Annotated in this window: 20 protein-coding genes, 2 tRNA genes and 3 rRNA genes; 19 read left to right on the plus strand and 6 right to left on the minus strand. The window is 50.5% G+C overall.

All coding sequences use genetic code 11. The features are described from left to right. Positions 1–24 precede the first annotated feature (24 nt). The gene (mtgA, locus tag ACTS9Y_RS06820) at positions 25–711 is read left to right on the plus strand and encodes a monofunctional biosynthetic peptidoglycan transglycosylase (protein WP_442585213.1); all 687 of its coding nucleotides are present in this window, start codon (positions 25–27) and stop codon (positions 709–711) included. Positions 712–829: 118 nt separating this feature from the next. Here mtgA and uvrA read toward each other — a convergent pair whose 3' ends face one another. Beyond that, positions 830–3,664 carry an excinuclease ABC subunit UvrA gene (gene uvrA / locus ACTS9Y_RS06825; protein WP_442585214.1) on the minus strand — a complete coding sequence of 945 codons (2,835 nt, stop codon included), beginning with the start codon at positions 3,662–3,664 and terminating at the stop codon, positions 830–832. Between the two features lie 99 nt (positions 3,665–3,763). Here uvrA and ACTS9Y_RS06830 point away from each other — a divergent pair, with 99 nt between their 5' ends. From ACTS9Y_RS06830 to ACTS9Y_RS06840, 3 genes are all read left to right on the plus strand, one after another. After that, a complete protein-coding gene (locus ACTS9Y_RS06830; protein WP_442585215.1) occupies positions 3,764–5,164 on the plus strand; it encodes an MFS transporter in 1,401 nt (466 codons plus the stop codon). Between the two features lie 5 nt (positions 5,165–5,169). Further along, positions 5,170–5,691 carry a single-stranded DNA-binding protein gene (gene ssb, locus ACTS9Y_RS06835; RefSeq protein ID WP_442585216.1) on the plus strand — a complete coding sequence of 174 codons (522 nt, stop codon included), beginning with the start codon at positions 5,170–5,172 and terminating at the stop codon, positions 5,689–5,691. A 143-nt stretch (positions 5,692–5,834) separates the two neighbouring features. Beyond that, the gene (locus ACTS9Y_RS06840) at positions 5,835–6,419 is read left to right on the plus strand and encodes a hypothetical protein (RefSeq protein ID WP_442586915.1); all 585 of its coding nucleotides are present in this window, start codon (positions 5,835–5,837) and stop codon (positions 6,417–6,419) included. A gap of 30 nt (positions 6,420–6,449) precedes the next feature. On the opposite strand, the gene ACTS9Y_RS06845 is transcribed toward ACTS9Y_RS06840, so the two are convergent. Next, positions 6,450–6,809, minus strand: a complete 360-nt coding sequence (locus tag ACTS9Y_RS06845) for a hypothetical protein (RefSeq protein ID WP_442585217.1) — start codon at positions 6,807–6,809, stop codon at positions 6,450–6,452. A gap of 79 nt (positions 6,810–6,888) precedes the next feature. Then, positions 6,889–7,836 carry an L-threonylcarbamoyladenylate synthase gene (locus ACTS9Y_RS06850; protein WP_442585218.1) on the minus strand — a complete coding sequence of 316 codons (948 nt, stop codon included), beginning with the start codon at positions 7,834–7,836 and terminating at the stop codon, positions 6,889–6,891. A gap of 116 nt (positions 7,837–7,952) precedes the next feature. Here ACTS9Y_RS06850 and ACTS9Y_RS06855 point away from each other — a divergent pair, with 116 nt between their 5' ends. The 14 genes from ACTS9Y_RS06855 (at position 7,953) to ACTS9Y_RS06920 (ending at position 24,402) form a co-directional block, all read left to right on the plus strand. Continuing rightward, complete coding sequence (locus ACTS9Y_RS06855) at positions 7,953–8,279, plus strand: cupin domain-containing protein (RefSeq protein WP_442585219.1); 327 nt, start codon at positions 7,953–7,955, stop codon at positions 8,277–8,279. Positions 8,280–8,635: 356 nt separating this feature from the next. Continuing rightward, positions 8,636–10,174 (plus strand): 16S ribosomal RNA (locus ACTS9Y_RS06860). An 86-nt stretch (positions 10,175–10,260) separates the two neighbouring features. Then, positions 10,261–10,337, plus strand: a tRNA-Ile gene (locus ACTS9Y_RS06865). A 9-nt stretch (positions 10,338–10,346) separates the two neighbouring features. Then, positions 10,347–10,422 (plus strand) — tRNA-Ala (locus ACTS9Y_RS06870). Between the two features lie 371 nt (positions 10,423–10,793). Next, positions 10,794–13,682 (plus strand): 23S ribosomal RNA (locus ACTS9Y_RS06875). A 242-nt stretch (positions 13,683–13,924) separates the two neighbouring features. Then, positions 13,925–14,038: ribosomal RNA gene (gene rrf / locus ACTS9Y_RS06880) — 5S ribosomal RNA — on the plus strand. The 16S, 23S and 5S rRNA genes sit together here with 2 tRNA genes alongside, the layout of an rRNA operon. A 490-nt stretch (positions 14,039–14,528) precedes the next feature. Continuing rightward, the gene (gene rimP / locus ACTS9Y_RS06885) at positions 14,529–15,017 is read left to right on the plus strand and encodes a ribosome maturation factor RimP (protein WP_442585220.1); all 489 of its coding nucleotides are present in this window, start codon (positions 14,529–14,531) and stop codon (positions 15,015–15,017) included. Positions 15,018–15,055: 38 nt separating this feature from the next. Continuing rightward, positions 15,056–16,522, plus strand: a complete 1,467-nt coding sequence (gene nusA, locus ACTS9Y_RS06890) for a transcription termination factor NusA (RefSeq protein ID WP_442585221.1) — start codon at positions 15,056–15,058, stop codon at positions 16,520–16,522. Between the two features lie 141 nt (positions 16,523–16,663). Further along, positions 16,664–19,381, plus strand: coding sequence for a translation initiation factor IF-2 (gene infB / locus ACTS9Y_RS06895; RefSeq protein WP_442585222.1), 2,718 nt, complete (start codon positions 16,664–16,666; stop codon positions 19,379–19,381). A 127-nt stretch (positions 19,382–19,508) separates the two neighbouring features. Next, positions 19,509–19,895: a 30S ribosome-binding factor RbfA gene (gene rbfA / locus ACTS9Y_RS06900; RefSeq protein WP_442585223.1), complete on the plus strand. Its 387-nt coding sequence runs from the start codon at positions 19,509–19,511 to the stop codon at positions 19,893–19,895. 6 nt (positions 19,896–19,901) lie between these two features. Beyond that, on the plus strand, positions 19,902–20,801 hold the full coding sequence (gene truB / locus ACTS9Y_RS06905) for a tRNA pseudouridine(55) synthase TruB (protein ID WP_442585224.1): 900 nt from the start codon (positions 19,902–19,904) through the stop codon (positions 20,799–20,801). Between the two features lie 44 nt (positions 20,802–20,845). Further along, complete coding sequence (locus ACTS9Y_RS06910; protein ID WP_442585225.1) at positions 20,846–21,877, plus strand: histone deacetylase family protein; 1,032 nt, start codon at positions 20,846–20,848, stop codon at positions 21,875–21,877. Positions 21,878–21,936: 59 nt separating this feature from the next. Next, the gene (locus ACTS9Y_RS06915; RefSeq protein WP_442585226.1) at positions 21,937–22,254 is read left to right on the plus strand and encodes a hypothetical protein; all 318 of its coding nucleotides are present in this window, start codon (positions 21,937–21,939) and stop codon (positions 22,252–22,254) included. Positions 22,255–22,365: 111 nt separating this feature from the next. Continuing rightward, the gene (locus ACTS9Y_RS06920; protein ID WP_442585227.1) at positions 22,366–24,402 is read left to right on the plus strand and encodes a TonB-dependent receptor; all 2,037 of its coding nucleotides are present in this window, start codon (positions 22,366–22,368) and stop codon (positions 24,400–24,402) included. An 89-nt stretch (positions 24,403–24,491) separates the two neighbouring features. Here ACTS9Y_RS06920 and ACTS9Y_RS06925 read toward each other — a convergent pair whose 3' ends face one another. Continuing rightward, positions 24,492–24,887 (minus strand): diacylglycerol kinase, encoded by a 396-nt coding sequence (locus ACTS9Y_RS06925; RefSeq protein WP_442585228.1) that lies wholly within the window; start codon positions 24,885–24,887, stop codon positions 24,492–24,494. A 76-nt stretch (positions 24,888–24,963) separates the two neighbouring features. On the opposite strand from ACTS9Y_RS06925, the gene ACTS9Y_RS06930 reads away from it, so the two are divergent. After that, on the plus strand, positions 24,964–25,236 hold the full coding sequence (locus ACTS9Y_RS06930) for an oxidative damage protection protein (protein ID WP_379033986.1): 273 nt from the start codon (positions 24,964–24,966) through the stop codon (positions 25,234–25,236). A gap of 50 nt (positions 25,237–25,286) precedes the next feature. On the opposite strand, the gene phoU is transcribed toward ACTS9Y_RS06930, so the two are convergent. Together phoU and rpiA are read right to left on the minus strand one after the other, a co-directional pair. Then, the gene (gene phoU / locus ACTS9Y_RS06935) at positions 25,287–25,991 is read right to left on the minus strand and encodes a phosphate signaling complex protein PhoU (protein ID WP_442585229.1); all 705 of its coding nucleotides are present in this window, start codon (positions 25,989–25,991) and stop codon (positions 25,287–25,289) included. Positions 25,992–26,076: 85 nt separating this feature from the next. Next, positions 26,077–26,745, minus strand: coding sequence for a ribose-5-phosphate isomerase RpiA (gene rpiA, locus ACTS9Y_RS06940; protein WP_442585230.1), 669 nt, complete (start codon positions 26,743–26,745; stop codon positions 26,077–26,079). Positions 26,746–26,757: the final 12 nt, after the last annotated feature.

A 26,757-nucleotide genomic window follows, 5' to 3' on the forward strand; every position in this document is an offset into this window, starting at 1 on the left:
TAAACACGATTCGTCATCCACCCCATGAAGCGCGCCATCAAACTGTTTTTCGGCATTCTGTTGTTGTGGATTTTTCTTTACCAGATCTGGGTGTTGCTACACATCCTTTGGTGGGTAGATCACAACCCTGAGTCAACCGCGTTTATGGAAGCCCGGTTGGAGGCGATGCAAGAGGCTAACCCCAACGCCAGATTGCAGCAGCAGTGGGTTGCTTATGCACGCATCAGCACACATTTAAAACGCGCAGTCATTGCGGCCGAAGACAGCAAGTTTGTTGAGCACAGCGGCTTTGACTGGAACGGCATAGAAACCGCGTTTGAAAAGAATCTGAAAAAAGGCAAGATCGTTGCCGGCGGTTCAACCATCAGCCAGCAACTGGCAAAGAACCTGTTTTTGTCCGGCCACCGCACGCCGTGGCGTAAAGCGCAGGAAGCCATCATCACCTTTATGGTGGAAAGCCTGATGAGCAAGCGGCGTATTTTGGAGATTTACCTGAACGTCATTGAATGGGGAGATGGGGTGTTTGGTGCAGAAGCGGCGGCAAAGCATTACTTCCATGCCAATGCCCGCGCAGTGGGCCCCGCAGAAGCAGCGCGCCAGGCGGCCATGATCCCTAACCCCCGCTTTTATGATAAACACCGCAGCACGCGCTTTCTAAACCGACATGCCGCAACCATTCAGGCGCGCATGCGATTGGTAAAAGTACCCTGACTTAAAGCCTCTGTTTCAGCAATCAATCACGAATTGATGCACATACAATGAGTATCAGATTAATTGTATGTGGTACGCGTATTTGCAATGTGTACGCATTAAAGGTTGCATGTTGACCTTAGCTCTTTACAGCGAGATGTTTTAACAAGGGTGTGAGGTAACGGCCGGTATAACTGGCCGTATTTTTTGCCAGTGTCTCCGGTGTACCAACACCGACTACCATCCCGCCGCCATCGCCGCCTTCCGGCCCCATGTCGATCAGCCAGTCTGCCGTTTTAATCACATCCAGGTTGTGTTCAATAATCACCACTGTATTGCCCGCATCACGCAAGCGATGAATCACGTCCAGCAACAACTGAATATCGGCAAAGTGCAGGCCAGTCGTAGGTTCGTCCAGAATATACAAGGTGCGACCTGTGTCGCGCTTGCTTAACTCCAGTGACAGTTTCACGCGCTGTGCTTCACCACCGGATAGCGTAGTAGCAGATTGCCCCAGCGTGATATAACCAAGGCCCACGTCCAGCAGCGTTTTCAGTTTGCGCGCAATCACCGGTTGCGCATTGAAGAAGTCATGCGCTTGCTCTACCGTCATCTCCAGCACTTCACGGATATTTTTACCCTTGAACTGGATCTCCAGCGTCTCGCGGTTGTAGCGGTGGCCTTTACATACATCACACGGCACATACACATCAGGCAAGAAATGCATTTCGACGCGCAGTACGCCATCGCCCTGGCAGGCTTCACAGCGGCCGCCTTTGACGTTGAACGAGTAGCGCCCTGGGCCATAGCCGCGCGCGCGGCTATCCGGGACACTGGCAAATAAATCCCGGATCGGCGTAAACAGTCCGGTATAGGTCGCCGGGTTGGAGCGCGGCGTGCGGCCAATCGGGCTTTGGTCTACATCCACCACTTTGTCAAAAAACTCCATGCCTTCAATATCTTTGTAAGGCGCTGGTTCAGTGGTGCTGCCGTATAAGTGCGCGGCAACGGCACGGTAAAGTGTATCGTTGATCAGGGTCGATTTACCGCTACCAGAGACGCCGGTAACGCAAGTCAGCAGGCCAACCGGGATTTCGATACTGACATTTTTCAGGTTGTTGCCGGTGGTGCCATTCAGTTTCACCATGCGCGCCGGATCAGGCTCTGTACGCGGTAATTTGAAGGTGATCTGTTTTTTGCCGCTGATATATTGCCCGGTCAATGAATTCGGGTCGGCTTGAATTTCGGCGGCGGTGCCAAACGACACAATATTGCCGCCATGTTCACCAGCGCCGGGCCCGATATCCACAATAAAATCGGCCAGTAAAATCGCGTCCTGGTCATGCTCGACCACAATCACGCTATTACCCAGGTCACGCAAGCGCTTGAGGGTCTCGAGCAGGCGGTCATTGTCGCGCTGGTGCAGGCCGATGGAAGGCTCATCCAGCACGTACATCACGCCCGTCAGGCCGCTACCGATTTGTGAAGCGAGGCGGATACGCTGCGCTTCACCGCCGGACAAGGTTTCTGCCGAGCGTGAAAGCGATAAATAATCCAGGCCGACATTGGTGAGGAATTTAAGACGGTTTTCGATCTCTTTGACGATTTTTTCTGCAATGGCCAGTTTCTGGCCGCTAAGGTGCAGGCTTTCAAAGAAATTGAGTGCCTGTTTAAGCGGCACTTCACAAATCTGGTGAATGTTTTTGTCACCGACTTTGACGTGACGAGCTTCTTTACGCAAGCGCGTGCCGGCGCATTCCGGGCAGGTGGTGGCATTGATGTATTTAGCCAATTCATCACGCACGGCGCTGGAATCACTCTCGCGATAACGGCGCTGAAGATTATTGATAATGCCTTCAAAAGTATGTGATTTGCTGAAGAAGGTGCCGCGTTCATTCAGGTATTTGAATGTCACCTGCTCTCGCCCGGAACCGAATAACAGGGTTTGCTGGACTTCTTCGCTCAGGCTCTCGAACGGTGCTTCCAGGTCAAAATCATAATGCTGGCTCAAACTGGCGAGCATCTGGAAGTAAAACTGGTTACGTTTATCCCAGCCTTTGATGGCGCCACTGGCTAAAGATAAATGAGGAAATGCAACCACGCGTTTCGGGTCAAAAAAGGTGACGTTACCCAGGCCATCGCACTTGGGGCAAGCACCCATCGGGTTGTTAAAGCTGAACAGGCGCGGCTCAAGCTCTGCCAGTGAGTAGTCACATACCGGGCAGGAGAATTTGGCTGAGAATAAATGCTCTTTTTCGTCATCCATTTCCTGGGCGATGACTTTGCCATCCGCCAGCCGCAACGCCGTTTCCAGTGATTCGGCAATGCGCTGCTTCATGTCCTCGCGCACTTTCAGGCGGTCGACCACCACATCCACACTGTGTTTGGTAGTTTTGGCCAACTGGGGCAACTCGTCCATTTCATAGACTTTGCCATCGATGCGCAGACGCACAAAGCCTTGTGCTTTTAGCGTATCGAATAGGTCCAGCTGCTCGCCCTTGCGGTTGGCCACTACCGGCGCCAGTATCATCAGCTTGGTGTCTTCCGGCAGCTTGAGGATGCTGTCCACCATCTGGCTGACGGTTTGCGATTCCAGTTTGATGCCGTGGTCAGGGCATTCCGGGTCACCGGCGCGCGCGAACAGCAGGCGCAGGTAATCATGGATTTCGGTGACGGTGCCTACGGTCGAACGCGGGTTATGCGAAGTGGATTTTTGCTCGATGGAAATCGCAGGCGACAAGCCTTCGATCAGGTCGACATCCGGCTTGTCCATACGCGCCAGAAACTGGCGGGCATAAGCAGACAAGCTTTCGACGTAACGGCGCTGCCCTTCAGCATACAAGGTATCGAAGGCAAGTGAGGATTTCCCTGAGCCGGAGAGGCCAGTGACAACCACTAACTGGTTGCGCGGAATATCCAGATTGATGTTCTTCAGATTGTGGGTGCGCGCCCCGCGAATTTTGATAAATTCCATGATACTTTCACGAACTGACAGCCAACCTGATAATATACGCAATTATTCTGAATTAAGCCAAAGTTTCTTCCGGCGCCAACGTTTCTTATCACTATTGCCATGCAGTTCTCTGAAAAAATGACCAGACTGGAAACCCGTGCGACCGTCGCACTCGCTTCCATCTACGGCTTACGCATGCTTGGCATGTTTTTAATTCTGCCTATCTTTGCCATCTACGCTGAAAAACTCGAAGGTGGTAGCAACCATACCCTGATCGGTTTGGCGCTGGGTGCCTATGGCTTTATGCAGGTGATCTTTCAGCTGCCTTTTGGCATCGCCTCTGACCGTTTTGGTCGCAAAAAACTGATTTATGTCGGACTGATATTGTTTGCGATCGGCAGTCTGTTTGCTGCCACTGCAACTGATATCTACATGGTGATCTTTGGCCGTGCTATCCAGGGTGCCGGCGCGATTTCTGCCGTGATCACCGCATTGGTAGCAGATTCCACCCGTGAAGAGCATCGCACGCAAGCCATGGCTATGATAGGCGCCACCATAGGCTTGACGTTTGCCGTTTCGCTGGTGCTGGGCCCGGTGCTAAACCAGTATATCGGTGTGCCAGGCATGTTCTGGCTGATGGCGGCGTTATCGATTGTCGCGATTGCGGTAGTGAAATTCGGCGTGCCGCAACCGGTGAATGCGCATGTACACTCCGATGCGCAAGCCGTGCCTGCCAGAATGCGCGAAGTCCTTAAAGACAAGCAATTGCTGCGCTTGAATTTTGGCACCTTCTGTTTGCACGGGGCACAGATGGCTATGTTTATGGTGGTGCCGTTCGCCATCAAGCACAGCACCGGGCTTAATGAAAACCTGCACTGGAAAATCTACCTGCCGGTTTTGCTGGTGTCATTCCTACTGATGGTGCCGGTGATTATTTATGCAGAAAAAAAAGCCAAATTAAAGCCGGTGTTTGTCAGCGCTGTCGCTTTGATGATGTTCACGCAAATCGCCTTTATTTTTAGCTTGAATTCGCTGACCGGCATCGTGCTCGCCCTGTTCAGCTATTTCCTGGCGTTCAATATCCTCGAGGCCACCCTGCCCTCGTTAATCTCCAAAATGGCGCCGGTTGCCGCCAAAGGCACTGCCATGGGCGTGCATAATACTGCGCAATCTTTCGGCATGTTTTTAGGCGCGGCCATGGGTGGCTGCTTATCCAATTACTTTGGCAGCAATGCTGGCGGCGCCGTATTCTTAATTTGCGCGATTGCCATGTTGATTTGGCTGGTGCTTGCATTTGGCATGCAACCCCCGCCTAGCGTGAAGACTAAGATGTTTCATATTCAAGGGTATAATGACGACCAGGCCGCGCAGTTAGCGCAAGATGTGCGTGCGATGGAAGGTGTCTATGAAGCAGTGGCCATTCCATCGGAAACCATGCTCATGGTAAAGTTAGAAAATCAGCGCAGTAAAGAATTTCAGGCGGCATTGTCGCAAGCAATTATGAACAGGATAGGGAGCTAGTCGTCATGGCATCAGTGAATAAAGTTATTTTGGTGGGTAATCTGGGGCGTGACCCAGAAGTGCGCTTTATGCCGAATGGTGAAGCGGTTGCCAACTTCAGTATTGCGACGACTGAAAACTGGAAAGACAAGTCAGGCGTCAAGCAGGAAAAAACCGAATGGCACAATATTGTGATTTATCGCAAACTGGCCGAGATCGCCGGTGAATACCTGAAAAAAGGCCGTCCGGTCTATATCGAAGGTCGTTTGCAAACCCGCAAGTGGGAAAAAGACGGCGTCACCCGCTACACCACTGAAATCGTCGCTGACCAGATGCAAATGCTGGGTTCAGGCCGCGAAGGTGGCAGTACCTCTTATGATGGCGGCGACATGGATCAAAGCGGCGGCTCAGATAATTACAATCAGGCGCCTGCTCGCCAACCCGCAGCTAGCGCGAATGCTGGCGGTAACCGTAATGCGTTCAGCCAGCCTGCAACCAGCAAACCCGCAGGCAATTTTGACGATTTTGATGACGATATCCCATTCTAATTGCTTCATTTTCGCGATAGCATCTAAAGCCCGGATATTTTCGGGCTTTTTTATTGTTGATTGATCGTGGATGCAAGGTGGGTATGGGGCACAAGTATCGAATAGGTTGGGGGAAGATATTTCAATGGGCAAGTGTACTGGTGATGCTCTCTTTGATGGCGGGTGCAGCGCAAGCGCAACCTAAAAAGAAAAACCAGGTGGCCGTTCCGGCTAGTCAGGCTCAAACAGCAAAACAGGTGATGAGTCAGCACACTGATGATTTGCGCGCACTCATGCTAACGCTGTACGAGCTACATCCTGAAGAACTTGCCAAAAGTACCCAGGTAGGCGCGCGCGAAATGACGGAGTGGGTGTTTGATGGCAAAGCCAGCTGGAAGTTTGATGCGATCCGGCGTACGCAGCAATCTGAAGCAATCGCATTGATTTTTGACCCAGATTATACGGGGGACCATATTCTGGCGCTGGTGGTGGGGCTGGAAACATTGTTATTTCATGCCTATGGCGGCAAGAATGAATATGAGATTCCGGTGAGTGTCGATGATAAGCCGTTGGCGCAAGTTGCTTGCGAGCTGGAAAGCTTGCAGAAAGCGGTGCAAACTAATGCAAAGCAAGTCACTGCATTGAGTCAGCCCGCTTCACTGCAGCTGATTCAGCAGGCATTGCAAACAATTATTCAGCGCATCCGTGGCCAATTTTCTGATCAGAAAGTCGCCCATATCAGCTGCTGACTCATGGGGTTGTTGGAAAAAATAAAGCGACTAGCTGGCAGCCGGTGGCTTGCACCCTTTAAGGTGTAAGTGGTCGCTATCATCCAGCGTCGTCTGGTCACCATTCAAACGCAAATCCATGGTGCCATAATGGTAAAGCTGCTTGTCATTCGCGTCCCTGACCAGCCCTACTTCGTGATCAGGCAGCATCACCCAGGCATCCTCCCCGTTCTGCGATAGCTTCAGGCCAAACGACTGGTAGTTCTCACACTGGTAATGAACGGCATCCTTGCCATAGCGTGGCGTTTCCCTGGTGCCTTTCTCAAACACGCTGGGCATTTCAAAACTTTTGCAGCCAAACAATAAAGCTGAAACTGCAGCCAGGATTAAAAAGTGATAAGCGTTCTTCATTATGTATTGGTGTTCTGATGTCATTGGAAAAGGTGAATGCCTAGCATTGTGCCAGTCATGCTAGGCAGACTCAATCTTTTTACGCGGGTGGCTGGTAAGCCGCGCGCTGCAGCCTGTCCTTCAGGGCCGTCCAGGCCGGTGTGTCCGGGGGCGACTCGATCAGGATGACTGCCGCATGCATGGCATCCAGTGTATGCAATGCCGCATAAAGTTGTTCGGCGGCCAAGGCAGGGTCTTCTGCCAGGGCTATATTCTTAATGCCAGGCAAATCATGGTTGCCTATCAATAAAGCGACAGCATCAGACCTGTTTGCCGCATAGTCATGCAATGACTGGCGCGAATCAAACAGCAAGCATGGCGTGCGGGGTGAATAGTGCAGCAGGTGCTGTCCCGGCGCCTTCGGTGTTTCCGCAAGTGCTATCTGGCTGGCTGGTGAACCTGCGACTAGTGCAATGGCCGCCTCAGCAATCATGCCCGGTCGCAGTAATTGCCAGCGGTCACCAGAGACGCTGACAATGGTGGATTCGATACCGACCTGGCAAGCGCCACCGTCCAGCACGGGAATGCCTTCTCCCAGGCTAAATTCAACATGCGCAGCTGTGGTCGGGCTTAATTGCGTGTATTTATTGGCGGAGGGTGCCGCCAGCCCCAATCCGCTTTCGCGCAATAATTGCTGGGTCACCGGGTGCGCAGGCACCCGCAGGGCAACGGTAGGTTCACCTGCACGCACGGCAGAACAGACATCCTCGCGGGCAAGCAACACCAATGTAAACGGTCCGGGCCAGAATGCCTCGGCCAGCTTTTGCGCCAAGGGTGAACATTCACTTGCCCAATCTGCTACCTGCTCGCTGCTAGCAATATGCACAATTAGTGGATTGTTGGCTGGCCGCTCTTTCGTAGCATATATCTTGGCAATTGCCTGCGCATCGCGGGCGTCGGCCGCCAGCCCGTAGACCGTTTCTGTCGGGATAGCGACCACCTCGCCCTGCTTTAACAGTTCAATCGCCTTGGTCAAGGATATGCGCATCACACACTCTATAAATACAAAAAAGCTATTTTACTACTGAACAACTTTACTGCTGAATATCGGCTTCCTATAAAATGCGCGTTTTAGCTAACGATTTATATCATGGGATTTTCATCATGCAAATTCAAGTTCAACACAATCCTGCCGAAACACAATTAAACAGCCTCGGTGTTTCCAAATGGCCTACCTGGCAAAAAGAAGTCTCCGTCTTTGACTGGATATTCCATGAAGAAGAACAGGCCTATATATTAGAAGGCGAATGTGTAGTAACACCGACCAATGGCGCACCGGTGTCTTTTGGCAAAGGTGACTTCGTGATATTCCCTGCTGGGCTAAAAGTGAAGTGGGAAGTCAAACAGCCCTTGCATAAACATTACAAGCTGGATGGCAATGCATTAACCCAGGCATGGAGACGCCTGAAAGCAGCCTTGAAACTCGCTTGATCACAGCTGCTGAAAAAGGTAATTCTAGTAATTTGTAACAAAAATGTAAAAATGGAAAAATAAGGGTTGACCGCAAAGCTCAGCCCTATATAATGCGCACCTCGTTACGAAACAACGTAAGCGATGAAGGCCCTGGTGGCCCTGTTCTTTAAAAATTAGGATGACTGATAAGTGTGGGTGTTTGTAGTTGAGTGAAGCGCATTTAATGCGTAGAAACTCAGAAAATACAAATGCTTTACACTTAGATTTATGACAAGTATGTACAGTGTTTTTGACACACATACCTTGAAATGAATTTGAGAAATTAAGCGAAACGAATACCGCCTCGAAAGAGGTATAAAGTAATAGTTAGGAATAAACTGAAGAGTTTGATCCTGGCTCAGATTGAACGCTGGCGGAATGCTTTACACATGCAAGTCGAACGATGAACCTTAGCTTGCTAGGGGGATTAGTGGCGAACGGGTGAGTAATATATCGGAACGTGCCTTGTAATGGGGGATAACTAGTCGAAAGATTAGCTAATACCGCATACGCCCTGAGGGGGAAAGTAGGGGATCTTCGGACCTTACGTTATAAGAGCGGCCGATATCTGATTAGCTAGTTGGTGGGGTAATGGCCTACCAAGGCTTCGATCAGTAGCTGGTCTGAGAGGACGACCAGCCACACTGGAACTGAGACACGGTCCAGACTCCTACGGGAGGCAGCAGTGGGGAATTTTGGACAATGGGCGAAAGCCTGATCCAGCCATTCCGCGTGAGTGAAGAAGGCCTTCGGGTTGTAAAGCTCTTTCGCAAGGGAAGAAAACTTACATTCTAATAAAGTGTGAGGCTGACGGTACCTTGATAAGAAGCACCGGCTAACTACGTGCCAGCAGCCGCGGTAATACGTAGGGTGCGAGCGTTAATCGGAATTACTGGGCGTAAAGCGTGCGCAGGCGGTTTGGCAAGTCAGATGTGAAATCCCCGAGCTCAACTTGGGAACTGCGTTTGAAACTGCCAGACTAGAATATGTCAGAGGGGGGTAGAATTCCACGTGTAGCAGTGAAATGCGTAGAGATGTGGAGGAATACCAATGGCGAAGGCAGCCCCCTGGGATAATATTGACGCTCATGCACGAAAGCGTGGGGAGCAAACAGGATTAGATACCCTGGTAGTCCACGCCCTAAACGATGTCTACTAGTTGTTGGTGGAGTAAAATCCATGAGTAACGCAGCTAACGCGTGAAGTAGACCGCCTGGGGAGTACGGTCGCAAGATTAAAACTCAAAGGAATTGACGGGGGCCCGCACAAGCGGTGGATTATGTGGATTAATTCGATGCAACGCGAAAAACCTTACCTGGCCTTGACATGCCACTAACGAAGCAGAGATGCATTAGGTGCCCGTAAGGGAAAGTGGACACAGGTGCTGCATGGCTGTCGTCAGCTCGTGTCGTGAGATGTTGGGTTAAGTCCCGCAACGAGCGCAACCCTTGCCATTAATTGCCATCATTTAGTTGGGCACTTTAATGGGACTGCCGGTGACAAACCGGAGGAAGGTGGGGATGACGTCAAGTCCTCATGGCCCTTATGGCCAGGGCTTCACACGTAATACAATGGTCGGTACAGAGAGTTGCCAACCCGCGAGGGGGAGCTAATCTCAGAAAGCCGATCGTAGTCCGGATTGTTCTCTGCAACTCGAGAGCATGAAGTCGGAATCGCTAGTAATCGCGGATCAGCATGTCGCGGTGAATACGTTCCCGGGCCTTGTACACACCGCCCGTCACACCATGGGAGTGGGTTTTACCAGAAGTAGGTAGTCTAACCGCAAGGGGGACGCTTACCACGGTAGTATTCATGACTGGGGTGAAGTCGTAACAAGGTAGCCGTATCGGAAGGTGCGGCTGGATCACCTCCTTTCTAGAGAAGATCACTCGGCTTCAAGCATTCACTCTTATCAGTCATCTAAAATTAAGCAGCAACAAAGATTTAGGCAAACCGCCTTAGGGTCTGTAGCTCAGCTGGTTAGAGCACCGTCTTGATAAGGCGGGGGTCGTTGGTTCGAGCCCAACCAGACCCACCACTCTATATTGGGGGATTAGCTCAGCTGGGAGAGCACCTGCTTTGCAAGCAGGGGGTCAACGGTTCGATCCCGTTATCCTCCACCACCTTCATGATGGTTTAGGTTAATGGATCTTTGTTGTAGATTAGAGATTAGAAGCAAGCGTTACTTGCGTAGTGCTTGCTTCTAGTTTTTTAACTGGACTGCTCTTTAACAAAATGGAAGAAGTAAAGGAATATAGGTTGTGTGATGACAACTTATATTCAATGGGCGATATTGTTTTTTAACCGGAAACAATATCGATTGATTGCAAAATCATAAATATATTAAACGCAAGTTGAGAGGCTTAGGTTGTTGAGTAATCAATGGTTTAAGCAAATCTAACGAGGTTTGATAGTGCTTTAGAATTACCTGTAACGCGTGTCTCATGCACGACGAAATCTAGATTTAAAAAGGGTTTAGGTTTTAACGTTATAGGGTCAAGTGAATAAGTGCATATGGTGGATGCCTTGGCGATTACAGGCGATGAAGGACGTGATAGCCTGCGAAAAGCTTCGGGGAGCTGGCAAATAAGCTTTGATCCGGAGATGTCCGAATGGGGAAACCCACCCGCAAGGGTAACCGCTCCTGAATATATAGGGAGATGGTGGCGAACCGAGTGAACTGAAACATCTAAGTAGCTCGAGGAAAAGAAATCAACCGAGATTCCGTAAGTAGTGGCGAGCGAACATGGAATAGCCTGTTATTTTTAGCAGATGCGATAGTAGAACGGAATGGAAAGTCCGACCGTAGTGGGTGATAGTCCCGTATACGAAATCCCGTCTGTGGAACTAGGGTAACGAAAAGTAGGGCGGGGCACGAGAAACCTTGTCTGAACATGGGGGGACCATCCTCCAAGGCTAAATACTCGTAATCGACCGATAGTGAACAAGTACCGTGAGGGAAAGGCGAAAAGAACCCCGGGAGGGGAGTGAAATAGATCCTGAAACCGTATGCATACAAACAGTGGGAGCGGACTTGTTCCGTGACTGCGTACCTTTTGTATAATGGGTCAGCGACTTACATTCAGTGGCAAGCTTAACCGATAGGGGAGGCGTAGAGAAATCGAGTCCGAATAGGGCGTTTTAGTCGCTGGGTGTAGACCCGAAACCAAGTGATCTATCCATGGCCAGGATGAAGGTGCCGTAACAGGTACTGGAGGTCCGAACCCACAAATGTTGAAAAATTTGGGGATGAGCTGTGGATAGGGGTGAAAGGCTAAACAAACTTGGAGATAGCTGGTTCTCTCCGAAAACTATTTAGGTAGTGCCTCGTATATCATTCTCGGGGGTAGAGCACTGTTATGGCTAGGGGGTTCATAAGAACTTACCAAACCATTGCAAACTCCGAATACTGAGAAATGCAATTACGGGAGACAGACCATGGGTGCTAACGTCCGTGGTCAAGAGGGAAACAACCCAGACCGACAGCTAAGGTCCCAAATGACGTGCTAAGTGGAAAACGAAGTGGGAAGGCATAGACAGCCAGGATGTTGGCTTAGAAGCAGCCATCATTTAAAGAAAGCGTAATAGCTCACTGGTCGAGTCGTCCTGCGCGGAAGATGTAACGGGGCTAAGCACGTAACCGAAGCTTCGGATGCCATCATTTATGATGTGCATGGTAGGAGAGCGTTCTGTAGGCCTGCGAAGGTGTCCTGTGAGGGGCGCTGGAGGTATCAGAAGTGCGAATGCTGACATGAGTAGCGATAAAGGGAGTGAAAAGCTCCCTCGCCGAAAGCCCAAGGTTTCCTGCGCAACGTTCATCGGCGCAGGGTGAGTCGGCCCCTAAGGTGAGGCAGAGATGCGTAGCTGATGGGAAACAGGTTAATATTCCTGTACCTCTATACAATGCGATGTGGGGACGGAGAAGGTTAGGTCAGCCGGGTGTTGGATGTCCCGGTTCAAGCGTGTAGGTTGGTTCTTTAGGCAAATCCGGAGAGCTAAGACTGAGACGTGATAACGAGTCTGCTTGCAGACGAAGTGATTGATACCATGCTTCCAAGAAAAGCCACTAAGCTTCAGTTGTATAAGACCGTACCGCAAACCGACACAGGTGGGCAGGATGAGAATTCTAAGGCGCTTGAGAGAACCCGGGAGAAGGAACTCGGCAAATTAGCACCGTAACTTCGGGAGAAGGTGCGCCCCGGTAACGTGTATAGACTTGCTCTAGAAGCGTGATGGGGTTGCAGTGAAAAGGTGGCTGCGACTGTTTAATAAAAACACAGCACTCTGCAAACACGAAAGTGGACGTATAGGGTGTGACGCCTGCCCGGTGCTGGAAGATTAAATGATGGGGTGCAAGCTCTTGATTGAAGTCCCAGTAAACGGCGGCCGTAACTATAACGGTCCTAAGGTAGCGAAATTCCTTGTCGGGTAAGTTCCGACCCGCACGAATGGCGTAACGATGGCCACACTGTCTCCTCTCGGGACTCAGCGAAGTTGAAATGTTTGTGAAGATGCAATCTCCCCGCGGCTAGACGGAAAGACCCCATGAACCTTTACTGCAGCTTTACATTGGACTTTGACAAGATTTGTGTAGGATAGGTGGGAGACTATGAAGCGGTGTCGCTAGATATCGTGGAGTCAACCTTGAAATACCACCCTGATGTTGTTGAGGTTCTAACCTAGGTCCGTAATCCGGACTGGGGACCGTGTATGGTAGGCAGTTTGACTGGGGCGGTCTCCTCCCAAAGAGTAACGGAGGAGTGCGAAGGTAACCTAGGTACGGTCGGAAATCGTACTGATAGTGCAATGGCAAAAGGTTGCTTGACTGCGAGACGGACAGGTCGAGCAGGTGCGAAAGCAGGTCATAGTGATCCGGTGGTTCTGTATGGAAGGGCCATCGCTCAACGGATAAAAGGTACTCTGGGGATAACAGGCTGATTCCTCCCAAGAGTTCATATCGACGGGGGAGTTTGGCACCTCGATGTCGGCTCATCACATCCTGGGGCTGTAGCCGGTCCCAAGGGTATGGCTGTTCGCCATTTAAAGTGGTACGTGAGCTGGGTTTAAAACGTCGTGAGACAGTTTGGTCCCTATCTGCCGTGGGCGCTGCAAGTTTGAGGGGACCTGCTCCTAGTACGAGAGGACCGGAGTGGACGCACCTCTGGTGGACCAGTTATCATGCCAATGGTATAGCTGGGTAGCTAAGTGCGGAAGAGATAAACGCTGAAAGCATCTAAGCGTGAAACTCGCCTCGAGATGAGACTTGCCTCTGGCTTTAAGCCAGCTAAAGAGTCGTTCAAGACCAGGACGTTGATAGGTCAGGTGTGGAAGTGCAGTAATGCATTAAGCTAACTGATACTAATTGCTCGTGAGGCTTGATCCTATAACCTTAAAACTTAGACGACCTGAATGGGAAACCATTGAGAGAATCTAAAAAGGTGTAGTTCAAAGCAATATGATTTGGCAATCATCTAGAAATACTGAAACAACACGTTGTTTCAACATCTAAATCCCATTGAAAACAAGCGTAAAACGCTTGCATCCTTTACTTCTTCCAATTTGTTAAAGCAGGCTGATGCCAAAGTAACACCAGGCTCAGCACCATGCATAACATTACCAGTTATGTTTGGGGACAATAGCGGTTTGGAACCACCCCTTCCCATCTCGAACAGGGCCGTGAAACGAACTTGCGCCAATGATAGTGTACTCTTCGTATGCGAAAGTAGGTCATCCCCAAGCTCCTTATAAGAAAACCCCGCTAGCAATAGCGGGGTTTTTGCTTTTACGCTGTCACAGCGCATCAGCGACCTGGCTGACGCCCACTCACCACAAAACACGCATAAAAAAACCCGGTGCACGCACCGGGCTATCAAAGTCTATTAGGATAAAACATTTAATAGACTGCCATGAAATCTGTCTTGCTGAATTGCTTGCTACCTTGTGATTCACGCCGCTGAGGCAGTATTGGTCTGCGTTGTACAGCTGTTGTTTGAGGCTTCTCCCTCGTTTGCAAGCATCATAAGAAATCTTACTCCAACTGTCATTGGCCCATTGGGGCTAATGAGACTAGGCGAGCTTTTATTTTGCGCGATGTGGCAAGCAGGTGGCAGGAGCATGCTTCAAGTTATGGCTTTAAATTTAAAAGGAATTTTGGTATAATGTTGTGGATTGATGGGCTTTGCGCCCATTTTTCGTTTCTGGTCGATATGTTTGGGAAATAAGGGTCGCCATGCAAGATTTGCATTCGGTTGTTGAAAAGACAGTTACCCAATTGGGGTATGAGTTGGTTGATTTTGAAATATCCAACCGCGGTAAGTTATTGCGCGTGTTTATCGACAAGCTGGCGCCTACAGATATTAAAGACAGCGTTAATATTGATGATTGCGTGCTGGTCAGTAATCAGCTGGGTAACGTGTTAACGGTCGAGCTGGATATCGATTATGACCGCTTGGAAGTTTCCTCTGCCGGGCTGGACCGTGTATTACGCAAAGAGAACGATTTCATCCGCTTTGCCGGTGAACGCGTTCAGATCAAGTTGCGCATCGGGATTAAGGATGATGGCCCTAAAGCCACGCCAACAACGCTGCCGAGAAAAACTTTTTTGGGGATTCTGCACGGCGTTGAAGAAGGTAAAGTAAAGATTGAGTGTGATGGCTGGAACTACAGTTTATCGCTGGATAATATAGACAAGGCTCGCTTGAGCCCGGTTTTTGATTAATTTGTTTAGTTAATTCGTACGGTGCGTTGGAGATTACGATGAGTCGTGAAATATTGTTGTTGGTTGATGCGCTGGCACATGAAAAGAATGTCAGTAAAGAAGTGATTTTTACGGCTTTGGAGCTGGCATTGGCTTCGGCAACTAAAAAGAACCATGAAGAAGGTGCCGATATTCGTGTGGAGATTGACCGCGAAAGTGGCGATTACAGCACTTTCAGGCGCTGGCAATATGTGGAGTACGATTTACTTGAAAGCTCGACTTATCAGTTCGATGAGGAAGACGCGCGCGCAGAAGGCCGCCAGATCGGCGATTATGTTGAAGAGCCGTTAGAGTCTATCTCTTTTGGCCGTATTGGCGCACAGGCTGCCAAACAAGTCATTCTGCAAAAAGTACGTGAAGCTGAACGTGAGCAAATGATCCAGGACTTTCTGGGTCGTGGCGAAAGCCTGGTCACTGGCGTGATCAAGCGTATGGAAAAAGGCAATGCCATTATCGAGGTAGGCCGTATTGAGTGCCTGTTACCGCGTGAGGCGATGATCCAAAAAGAAAATCTGCGCGTCGGTGATCGCGTACGTGCTTATTTGTCGCGCGTAGACCGTGGTGGCCGTGGCCCGCAATTGATTTTGTCGCGTATTGCGCCGGATTTCCTCAAGCGTTTGTTTGAGCTGGAAGTGCCTGAGATTGAAGAAGGTTTGCTGGAGATTCGCTCTGCAGCACGTGATCCTGGTTTGCGTTCCAAAATCGCGGTTAAAACCAATGACCAGCGTTTGGACCCGGTAGGTACCTGTGTAGGTATGCGTGGTTCACGTGTACAGGCAGTGACTTCCGAGTTGGGTGGTGAGCGTGTCGATATCGTATTGTGGAGTATGGACCCGGCACAGTTTGTGATTAATGCACTGGCCCCAGCTGAAGTGAGCTCTATCGTTGTTGATGAAGATGCGCACAGTATGGACGTAGTGGTGAGTGAAGAGCAACTGGCTGTAGCGATTGGCCGTAATGGCCAAAACGTGCGCCTGGCCTCTGAACTGACTGGCTGGAGTCTGAATATTCTGACTGAAGAAGCGGCCGCCCAGAAGAACCAGGACGAATACGCGAAAATCAGCCAGTTGTTTATTGAAAAACTGGATGTGGATGAAGAAGTTGCGGACATTCTGGTGCAGGAAGGCTTCAGTACGCTGGAAGAAATCGCCTATGTGCCGATTGCAGAAATGGCCGAGATCGACGCCTTTGATGAAGACACAGTCAATGAATTGCGTTCACGTGCGCGTGCCGCTTTGCTGACTGAGGCGATCGCCAAAGAAGAGAAAGTTGAAGAAGACACGCATGACCTGATGACGCTTGAAGGCATGGATGCTGACACTGCACACAAGCTGTCAGCGAATAACATCCATTCAAGTGAAGATCTGGCCGAACTGGCGGTGGATGAGCTGGTTGAGTTGACTGGAATAGATGAGGAACGTGCCAAGTCATTGATTATGACTGCACGCGCACCCTGGTTTAAATAATCACGATTGAAGCAATCGTGGTTTAAACAGTCTGGATTTGCAAACCTGAGTTTAAGTAATCAGCGGTTCTCATAACCCGCCAGGCAAGAATCATGCGTACACCTTAAATTAGAATATAAAGTAATTGAACTGGAGCAGTACATGGCACTTTCAACCGTCGCACAATTTGCCGCAGAGCTGGGTCTTCCAACGACCCTGCTCATCGAGCAACTGAAAGGCGCAGGCGTCAATAAAACGTCTGTGGATGATTTTTTGGAAGAAGGTGACAAGGCTGCACTGCTGGATTACTTGCGTAAAGAGCATGGCGCTGCCAATGCCCCAAAAAACAAAATCACCCTGATGCGCAAACAGAACACCGAAATCAAAAAAACGGATAGTTCAGGTAAAGCACGCACCATTCAGGTTGAAGTGCGCAAAAAACGTGTATTAGAGCGCTCCGAAGAAGGCGGTTACGAAGCTGCAGTGGACGCTGCTGCCGTTGAAGAGCCAGGTATCGCACTGCCTGAAGAATTGGAAGAGGTCATCGTGGCTGAGACTCAGCCTGAAGTTGAAGTGCCAGAAATCGAAGTGCCGGTGGTCGAGGCCGAGCCTGAGCCAGTAGTAGAAGCACCTGTAGCTGAAGTTGCCGAGCCTGCTGTTGAAGCAGATGCACCAGCCGCACCGGTTGCGAAAGCCAAAGGCGCCGTACTATCTGTGCAGGAAATCGCGTTGCGTGAAAACGAAGCGGTTCGCCATGCAAAACTGTTGGCCCTGCAAGCCGAAGATGTACAACGCAAGCAGGCATTGACACTACGTCGTGCAGAAGAAGAAGCGAAACGACAGGCTGATGCTGAAGCCGCCAAGAACAAGCCAGCACCTACCAAATTATCTGAAGGCACACTGCACAAGCCAGCGAACAAAGTCGCTGACAAACCAGCAGAAAGCAAAGATAAAAAGAGCAAACCTGGTAATCGTGACTGGAACGATAACGAAAACAAAAAACGCGGTATCAAAACACGCGGTGATGCAGCTGGTGGCGCCTCTCAAGGCTGGCGTACGCCTAAAGGCAAGCATCACAAGTCTAACAAAGATGATCAGCACGCATTTAATGCGCCCACTGAGCCTGTGATCAAAGAAGTCATGATCCCTGAAACCATTTCAGTAGCTGACCTGGCACACAAGATGTCGGTCAAGGCGGCTGAAGTGATCAAGGCCTTGATGAAAATGGGCATGATGGTCACCATCAACCAGGTGCTGGATCAGGACACTGCGATTATTCTGGTAGAAGAAATGGGCCATAAAGCCCAGGCCGCTGCTGCCAACGATCCTGAGAGTTTCCTCGAAGAAACCGACATGACGGAAGCTGTGCTGCAATCACGTCCGCCTGTCGTCACTGTCATGGGTCACGTTGACCATGGTAAAACTTCCTTGCTGGATTATATCCGTCGTAGCCGCGTTGCTTCTGGCGAAGCGGGTGGCATTACCCAGCACATTGGCGCTTACCATGTGGAAACACCACGTGGCATGGTGACTTTCCTGGATACTCCGGGCCACGAGGCGTTTACTGCCATGCGTGCCCGTGGTGCCAAGGCGACCGATATTGTCATTCTGGTGGTGTCTGCCGATGACGGCGTCATGCCGCAAACGATTGAAGCGATTCACCACGCCAAAGCGGGTAATGTGCCTATCGTGGTGGCGATCAACAAGATCGACAAACCAGAAGCGCAGCCTGAACGCGTGAAGAGCGAGCTGATTACCCATGAAGTGGTGCCGGAAGAATATGGTGGTGAAGCCATGTTCCGTGAAGTATCCGCTAAAACGGGTAAAGGCATTGATGAGTTGCTGGAAGCGGTACTGTTACAGGCCGAAGTGCTTGAGCTGATGGCTCCAGTAAATACGCCGGCTACTGGCCTGGTGATTGAAGGCCGTCTGGATAAAGGCCGTGGTCCGGTCACTACCGTATTGGTGCAATCCGGTATCTTGCGTCGTGGCGACATGTTGCTGGCAGGTACTGCTTATGGCCGTGTACGTGCCATGCTGGATGAGAACGGCAATGATATTAAAGAAGCCGGACCTTCTATTCCGGTAGAAGTGCTCGGTTTGTCTGATGTGCCAAGTGCCGGTGAAGAAACCATTGTGCTGAACGACGAGCGTAAAGCGCGTGAAATCGCATTGTTCCGTCAAGGCAAGTTCCGTGATGTGAAACTGGCTAAACAGCATGCAGCCAAGCTGGAAAATATTTTTGAAAATATGGGTGAAGGCGCTGTGCAAACGCTGAACCTGATTGTGAAATCAGATGTTCAGGGCTCTTTCGAAGCGTTGACGACCAGCCTGCAAAAACTGTCTACCAGCGAAGTGCGCGTCAATATCATTCACACCGCTGTGGGTGCCATCAGTGAATCTGATGTCAACCTGGCGGCCGCTTCTAAAGCTGTATTGATCGGCTTTAACGTACGTGCCGATACCGGTGCGCGCAAGCTGGTCGAAACCCTGGGTGTAGATTTACGTTACTACAATATCATTTATGAAGCCGTAGACGAAATCAAAGCCGCACTGGGTGGCATGCTGGCACCAGAGCAGAAAGAGCAAATGATTGGTACCGTGGAAATCCGCGAAGTGTACCGTATTTCCAAAGTCGGCTCTGTGGCTGGTTGTTATGTACAGGATGGCGTGGTCAAACGTAACGCTAAAGTCCGCCTGCTGCGTAACAATGTGATCATTCATACCGGCGAGCTGGATTCATTGAAACGCTTTAAAGACGATGTCAAGGAAGTGAAAAACAACTTGGAATGTGGTCTGTCACTCAAGAACTACAACGAGATCGAAGTCGGCGACACGCTGGAGATCTATGAAGTCGTTGAAGTGGCGCGTACGCTTTGACTTTAAAATCCGTCATGATGCTTTGGTGCCACCCAAAAAATGTTCGCTTACATATCCAAGATATGCCGTGCTCCATTTTTTGTGTGCCGCTTGGCCTCGTTTAGGCTTTTGAAGTCAGGAGAAATATATGGCTAAAGCATTCTCACGTAACGATCGCGTCTCTGAGCAAATACGCCGCGAACTGGCGGATTTGCTGATGTTCGAGGTGAAAGACCCACGCGTGCAAATGGTGACCTTGACCGATGTTGAGGTGGCTGGGGACATGGCGCACGCCAAAGTGTTTTACACTGCATCTAAAAGCAGTAAAGGCCTGCAGGAAGGCCTGGAGAAAGCGGCCGGTTTCTTGCGCTCGCAACTCGGCAAGCGCATGATGCTGCGTACCATGCCGCAACTGCATTTTGTCTATGACGAATCCATAGACCGCGGCATGCATATGGATAAGCTGATCAATCAGGCCGTCTCCGAAACACCGGTGCCTGAACCAGCGACACCTGACACTCCCTCGCAAGAATAACTTTCTATGCAAACCAAACGCATCAAACGCGCCGTTCACGGCGTGTTACTGCTTGATAAGCCACATGGCTACTCATCCAACCAGGCACTGCAAAAAGTCAAATGGCTGTACCAGGCACAAAAAGCCGGCCATACCGGCACACTGGACCCGCTGGCCACTGGTGTATTACCCATTTGCCTGGGTGAAGCGACTAAATTTGCACAACACCTGACTGACGAAAATAAAACCTATATCGCCACAGTCAAATTTGGCGTCACCACCACGACAGGCGACAAAGAAGGCGATATTTTGCAACAGGTTGCCTGTGATGTGCAGGCACAGCAAATTAACGCGGTATTGCCTGGACTGACGGGCGAGATCACCCAGATTCCTCCCATGTATTCTGCCCTTAAGGTAGATGGCAAGCCCTTGTATGCGTATGCCAGGGAAGGCATAGAGCTGGAGCGCAAGCCACGCCAGGTGACGATTTACGCGATGCAATTGCTGGATTGCCAGGATAATATTGCGAGCATAGAAGTCACTTGTAGCAAAGGCACTTACATCCGCACGCTGGCCGAAGATATTGGCCATGCACTGAATGTAGGTGCCCACCTGATCGATTTACGCAGAACGGCAACGGCGACTTACCAGATCACACACACGGTGACGCTGGACGCTTTGGAAGCCATGACCATGGAAGCGCGGGACGCCCTGTTGTTGCCAGTGGACACCGCCATTACCGCCCTGCCTAAGCTAGAGCTTTCTACGGATGCTGCGTATTATTTCAAGCAGGGAAACCCGGTATGGTTACCGGGGCTGATTCCCGAGGGCGATTTGCGGGTTTATAGTGAGGCAGGCTTATTTTTAGGGCTGGGTGTGCAGCTTGCGAATGGACGCATCGCACCTAAACGCATCGTTAACTTATAAGCCCTTTAAGAGTGTCCTTCTAAACAGTGATTGAGGAGGGTGACATGCATTTCTGGATAAGCCGCTATTTTCTGAGTTTCTTGTTACTGTCCATTTTCCCGGTTGAAGCGCTAGCCGCACCGGTTACCATCCTCTACAGCGATCGCTTCCTGCAACATGATACTGGTGTCGGTCACCCCGATAAGCCAGACCGGCTTGCAGCGATCATCCAACATCTTAAACAACACAAAACACTTAGCCCACACCTGCGATGGCCGACTTTTTCTGCGGCTGCGAGGGAGGATTTGCTGACTGTGCATCAAGCCAGTTATCTTGATTTGCTAGAAGCCGAGCAACGACAGCTAACCGCCGCCCAGCCTTATCTCACACTAAGTACCGGCGACACGGTGATTTCTAAAGATTCGCTCGCAGTCGCAAAACTGGCAAGCGGTGCCGCGATGGCGGGGATCGATGCCGTCATGCAAAACAAAACCAAAAGTGCGTTTGCACTGGTCAGGCCGCCCGGGCATCACGCAACGGCCGATCGCGGCATGGGTTTTTGTATTTATAACCATGTGGCGGTGGCCGCGCGCTATGCGCAAAAGCAATATGGTGTGCGCAAGTTATTGATCGTAGATATCGACGTGCATCACGGCAACGGCACCCAGGCTATTTTTGAGCAGGATGATAGCGTGTTTTATTTTAGCGCGCATCAACACCCGCTTTATCCAAGGTCTGGCCGGCCAGATGAGATCGGGCATGGCAAGGGCAAAGGTTACACCATGAATGTAGATGTTGCCCCGGGCAGTGACGAAGCGATAGTGCTGGCAGCGATTGAAAAACAACTGGGGCCTGCCATGCAGCGTTTTCAACCAGAGCTGATTTTAATTTCGGCGGGATTGGATACGCATCAGGGTGATGTGCTTGGCGGGTTGAATTATTCAGATGCCGGTTATGCCGCCATTGCACAGAAACTGATCAATCTGGCCGATCAATACGCGCAAGGCAAGACGGTCTGGGTATTGGAAGGGGGTTATGTGCCAGCAAATAACGCCCATGCGGTTGAATCAATATTGCAGACCTTGATAGTACGGTAGTCATATTTTTGCAACAAAATTGCATTTATGGTGCTGTTAAATATGTTAATATATTCAACATGTTAAAGCGGTTTTATATTTTCGTGCTCCTTTCCATGCTGTTTGCGGCTTCGCAAATCAGTCTGGCTGCGCATGAAATCAGCCACTTAAACGAGCTTGCCAGTCAATCACAGCCTGATTCCAAACACACCGGCAGTGAGCCGTGTACGCTTTGTTTGGGCTTGTCAGTCATGGCGGGTGTCCTACCGACAGCGGGGTTTGTTTGCCCGGTTGCCGTCGGCACTCGGTCTACCTATAGCTTCAATACGCCTTCCTTTGTGCAGCCCTTTGCCAGCGCCTACGCTGCACGTGCCCCACCCGTTCTCACTCAACTTTAACCTCCCTATCACCGCGCTTGTGCGCGTTTGAACCATTGTTTGCAGAGACTGCTGCCACTTGCGTGTGGCGTGAGCATTTGTCTGTGGACGGATAATTGTTGAGAAAGAACTATGATAAACACAGTGAAGCGCACTGCGCACCTGGCCCAGTTAACACTAAACCCTGTCTGGCTCGCGTTGACGGCCGCACTAGCGCTGCCGATGACAACCCTGCATGCCGAGGAACACAGTCATACCCTGGATATAGACAATGTGCCAGTGACGGGTAATCCACTCGGGGTTGCTTCTGATGATATGGTGGTGCCAGTTTCAGTGCTGGGCGGGCGTGAACTGAGTTTGCGTCGCCAGGGCACGCTGGGCGAAACGCTGAATGGTATCCCTGGCGTCACCGCCACCCAGTTTGGCCCTAATGCTTCGCGGCCGATTATTCGAGGCTTGGATGGCGAACGCGTACGCATCATGCAAAACGGTGTCGGTATTCTGGACGCAGGCTCACTGAGTTTTGACCACGCGGTAGCGATTGATCCACTGATCATTGAACAGATTGATGTGGTGCGCGGGCCAGCGGCCTTGCTCTACGGCGGCAGTGCGGTCGGTGGTGTGGTCAATGCCATTGATCACCGTATCCCCAAAGAGTCTTTAAATGGTGCCACCGGGCGTGCTGAAGCGCGTTTTGGCGGGCCAGATAACACACGCAATGGCGCAGCGGTGATAGATGTGGGTAATGGCACCTTTGCGATTCATGCAGATATCTATACGCGTGAAACCAGCAATCTGGATATCCCTGGCTATGCCGTTTCCAAGCGTAAGGCGTTGGCTGACGGTAGTGCACGTACCAATAACGGCAAGCTGGCCAACAGTAGCGCCAATGCCGATGGTGCAGCATTGGGCGCAGCATGGACATTCGATACCGGTTATTTGGGTATCTCCTACGCCAATATGAATAACAATTATGGTGTGGTGGCCGAGGAAAATGTGCGTATCGATATGGATCAGCAGCGCTGGGAGCTGGCCGGCGAAGTCAGAGAACTGCGCGGCCCGCTGCAGAAATTGAAGTTGCGGCTGGCGCATACCGATTACCAGCACGTCGAGCTGGAAGATGGTGAAGTAGGCACGACCTTCAAGAACCGCGGTATGGAAGGCAGCCTGGAAGCGACACACGTGCCTTGGGCGGGCGTGAATGGCGTGGTCGGCTATCAGTTCCAGAATACGCGTTTCCAGGCTCTGGGCGAAGAAGCTTTTGTGCCTAATGTGGTCACGCAAACCCAGGCACTGTACGTGTATGAAGAATTACCGATAGATAAACACAAAATCACTTTTGGCGGACGCCTGGGTGAAACCTCGGTCAATTCGACTGCGGACGACAAATTTACGCAGGCATTCAACAACCGTTTTAATCCGAATAGTTTTGCTTTGGGCGGCTTGTATACCATTGATGATGCCTGGAGTGCGACTGCCAACCTCTCGCATAACGAGCGTGCACCTAGTTACTTTGAGTTATATGCCAATGGCGAGCATGTAGCCACTGGCCAATTCGAAGTCGGTAGCGTGAATCTGGATAAAGAAGTATCGAACGGCATTGATGCGCAGTTGAAGTGGAAGGCGAACGGGCATAGCGTCACCTTTGGTGGCTATGTTACCCGTTTCCAGAACTTCATTGGCCTGTTTGATTCAGGTGCAACGGATCCGGTTTCTGGCTTACCAATTGCCAATTTTCAGGCCGTCCCTGCCTTATTTAAAGGTCTGGAACTGGACGGAAAATTCGCCCTCAACGATGAATGGACGCTCAAATTACGCGGTGACTATGTGCATGCCAAAGATACACGGAACAATGAGTATTTGCCGCGTATTTCACCATGGCGTGTGGGCGGCGGCCTGGATTACCGGTTGGGTAACTGGAATGCGCGCGTAGATGTGTTGCGTGCCTTCAAGCAAAATGACGTCGCCGAGAATGAATTGAAAACAGATGGCTATACCAATCTGAGCGCTTTGCTGGCTTACAAGCTACCCGTGAAATATCACGTAGAATTATTTGCCAAAGCGAATAACCTGCTCAATGATGAGATCCGCGAGCACGCGTCTTTCCTCAAGGATATTTCTCCAGCCGGGTCGCGTTCGGTACTCATAGGCGCCAGGGCTGATTTCTAGCATTTAGCCTGATTCAATCAACACGATGTAATAAAAAAGGTTGGCAATTGCCAACCTTTTTTATTTGCCGCCAATATGAATCGAGCAGCTTAACTGAGCAGGATCAGACCCCAGACCACACCCAGGTTAATGAGTGCCAGCAACACTGCGGCACTGCCGATATCCTTAGCGCGTTTAGCCAGTGCGTGCCGCTCTATCGATACACGGTCTACCACGGCTTCCACGGCAGAATTCAGTAACTCTACTATCATGACCAGTAGCACACTGCCTACCATCAAGATGCGGTGCAAGGCTTCTGCTTCCAGGTAAAAAGCCAGTGGAATCAATACCAGCGATAGCCATACCTCTTGCCTGAAAGCATCTTCATGCTGGTAGGCGGCTTTAAAACCATCCATGGAATAGCCAAAAGCGTTGACCAGGCGGCGAAGGCCGGTTTTGCCCTTAAACGGGCTTTCTTCGTGAGTGGGTGAAGGTTTGTTTTGCATGGATACTCTCTAAAAATCTACATCACATTTTAACATGCGCTATGATAACGCTTTTAGCAGTGGAATGAGGTTTAACATGGCAAGATTGGTGCAGTGCGTGAAACTGGGGAAAGAGCTGGACGGACTGGATTTCCCGCCGTATCCTGGCGAACTGGGTAAAAAGATTTATCTGCATGTGTCCAAGGAAGCATGGGCAGGCTGGTTAAAGCAGCAAACCATGTTGGTCAATGAAAATCGCCTGAGTCTGGCTGACGCCAGTGCCAGGAAGTATCTGTCTGAGCAAACGGAAAAATATTTCTTTGGCGATGGTGCGGATGTGGCCACGGGTTATGTCCCACCCAGTGCTTGAATCACCGGGCTGAAAAAAAGCACTCCTTGGAGTGCTTTTTGTTTGGCTGATCAAGACATTGTTTCGCGTTTGATGTCTTCTAGGCTGGTGTGGCGGATATCTTTGCCCTTCACCATGTAGACCACATATTCGGAAATATTCTTTGCGTGATCACCAATGCGCTCAATCGCTTTGGCCACGAACAGCACTTCGAGTGACATGGAGATGGTGCGTGGATCTTCCAGCATAAACGTGATCAGCTGACGCATGGCGGCGCGGAATTGTTCATCCACCTGCTCATCCTGCTTAGCCACTTCTACGGTCTGGCTCACGTCCAGGCGCGCGAATGAATCCAGCGAAGTGCGCAGCATCTCGCGCACGATGCCGACCATGGATTTAATCTCGTTAAAACGAGGCTTGTACATGCGGTCCTGCTCGTAAATACGCTGAGCAGTGCGTGCAATCTTAGTCGCTTCGTCGCCGATACGTTCCAGATCGGTAATGGTTTTCACCATCATCATGATCATGCGCAGGTCGCGAGCCGCAGGCTGACGACGGGCAATGATATGGCTGCAGTCTTCATCGACCTGTACTTCCAGGGCATTGACGCGTGCATCACGTGCCATCACGTCTTTGGCCAGGTTGACATCGGCAGTCGTAAGTGATTCCAGCGCATTTACAATTTGCTGTTCAACCAGCCCCCCCATTTCCAAAACCTTGGCGCGTACTGATTCCAGTTCCACATCATATTGTTTTGAGGTATGTTCAAATTGCATGACGTAATTTCCTAATTATTGTGCCCGCTAGGTTACCAGTACAATATGACAACTTTATGATAGTTGTTAGCGTGATAGTTTTCAATTATTTGGTCACGGTCTTAACACCGTTTGGCGTCGCCAGCAGCAACACATTGGCAGCACGTGACGCAAACAAGCCGTTGGTCACTACACCGACGATTTGATTGATTTTGGTTTCCAACTCGATTGGGTCACTGATGGTCAGGCCATGTACGTCCAGAATCAGGTTGCCATTGTCGGTGGTGAAATCACGCAGTTTGGGCTGGCCACCCAGTTTCACTAACTCGCGCGCGACGTGGCTACGGGCCATAGGTAATACTTCCACTGGCAATGGGAATTTACCCAGCACCGGTACAAACTTGCTTTCGTCACAGATACAGATAAATGATTTTGCCACTGCCGCGACGATTTTTTCACGCGTCAACGCGCCGCCGCCGCCTTTTAGCATATGCAGGTGCTCGGTGATTTCATCCGCGCCATCGACATAGATATCCAGGCTGTCTACGCTGTTCAAGTCAAATACTTCAATGCCGTGGTCACGCAAACGTTGCGCTGTGGCTTCTGAACTGGCTACAGCCCCTTCGATTTTATGTTTGACTTTGGCGAGCTCATCAATAAAGAAATTGGCGGTTGAGCCGGTGCCCACGCCGATGATGCCGTCTTTTACGTAGGTAATCGCTGCTTTTGCCACTTCCAGTTTAAGTGCGTCTTGTTGTGCTTTATCCAATGCCATCTGCTTCAATCC

Origin of the sequence: Methylophilus sp., from assembly GCF_052173275.1 — a bacterium.
Classification (GTDB): domain Bacteria; phylum Pseudomonadota; class Gammaproteobacteria; order Burkholderiales; family Methylophilaceae; genus Methylophilus.

Bases quoted from the DNA above. Each gene is read 5' to 3' on its own strand.
- mtgA (WP_442585213.1), top strand. From the start codon at position 25: ATGAAGCGCGCCATCAAACTGTTTTTCGGCATTCTGTTGTTGTGGATT.
- uvrA (WP_442585214.1), bottom strand. From the start codon at position 3,664: ATGGAATTTATCAAAATTCGCGGGGCGCGCACCCACAATCTGAAGAAC.
- ACTS9Y_RS06830 (WP_442585215.1), top strand. From the start codon at position 3,764: ATGCAGTTCTCTGAAAAAATGACCAGACTGGAAACCCGTGCGACCGTC.
- ssb (WP_442585216.1), top strand. From the start codon at position 5,170: ATGGCATCAGTGAATAAAGTTATTTTGGTGGGTAATCTGGGGCGTGAC.
- ACTS9Y_RS06840 (WP_442586915.1), top strand. From the start codon at position 5,835: ATGCTCTCTTTGATGGCGGGTGCAGCGCAAGCGCAACCTAAAAAGAAA.
- ACTS9Y_RS06845 (WP_442585217.1), bottom strand. From the start codon at position 6,809: ATGAAGAACGCTTATCACTTTTTAATCCTGGCTGCAGTTTCAGCTTTA.
- ACTS9Y_RS06850 (WP_442585218.1), bottom strand. From the start codon at position 7,836: ATGCGCATATCCTTGACCAAGGCGATTGAACTGTTAAAGCAGGGCGAG.
- ACTS9Y_RS06855 (WP_442585219.1), top strand. From the start codon at position 7,953: ATGCAAATTCAAGTTCAACACAATCCTGCCGAAACACAATTAAACAGC.
- rimP (WP_442585220.1), top strand. From the start codon at position 14,529: ATGCAAGATTTGCATTCGGTTGTTGAAAAGACAGTTACCCAATTGGGG.
- nusA (WP_442585221.1), top strand. From the start codon at position 15,056: ATGAGTCGTGAAATATTGTTGTTGGTTGATGCGCTGGCACATGAAAAG.
- infB (WP_442585222.1), top strand. From the start codon at position 16,664: ATGGCACTTTCAACCGTCGCACAATTTGCCGCAGAGCTGGGTCTTCCA.
- rbfA (WP_442585223.1), top strand. From the start codon at position 19,509: ATGGCTAAAGCATTCTCACGTAACGATCGCGTCTCTGAGCAAATACGC.
- truB (WP_442585224.1), top strand. From the start codon at position 19,902: ATGCAAACCAAACGCATCAAACGCGCCGTTCACGGCGTGTTACTGCTT.
- ACTS9Y_RS06910 (WP_442585225.1), top strand. From the start codon at position 20,846: ATGCATTTCTGGATAAGCCGCTATTTTCTGAGTTTCTTGTTACTGTCC.
- ACTS9Y_RS06915 (WP_442585226.1), top strand. From the start codon at position 21,937: ATGTTAAAGCGGTTTTATATTTTCGTGCTCCTTTCCATGCTGTTTGCG.
- ACTS9Y_RS06920 (WP_442585227.1), top strand. From the start codon at position 22,366: ATGATAAACACAGTGAAGCGCACTGCGCACCTGGCCCAGTTAACACTA.
- ACTS9Y_RS06925 (WP_442585228.1), bottom strand. From the start codon at position 24,887: ATGCAAAACAAACCTTCACCCACTCACGAAGAAAGCCCGTTTAAGGGC.
- ACTS9Y_RS06930 (WP_379033986.1), top strand. From the start codon at position 24,964: ATGGCAAGATTGGTGCAGTGCGTGAAACTGGGGAAAGAGCTGGACGGA.
- phoU (WP_442585229.1), bottom strand. From the start codon at position 25,991: ATGCAATTTGAACATACCTCAAAACAATATGATGTGGAACTGGAATCA.
- rpiA (WP_442585230.1), bottom strand. From the start codon at position 26,745: ATGGCATTGGATAAAGCACAACAAGACGCACTTAAACTGGAAGTGGCA.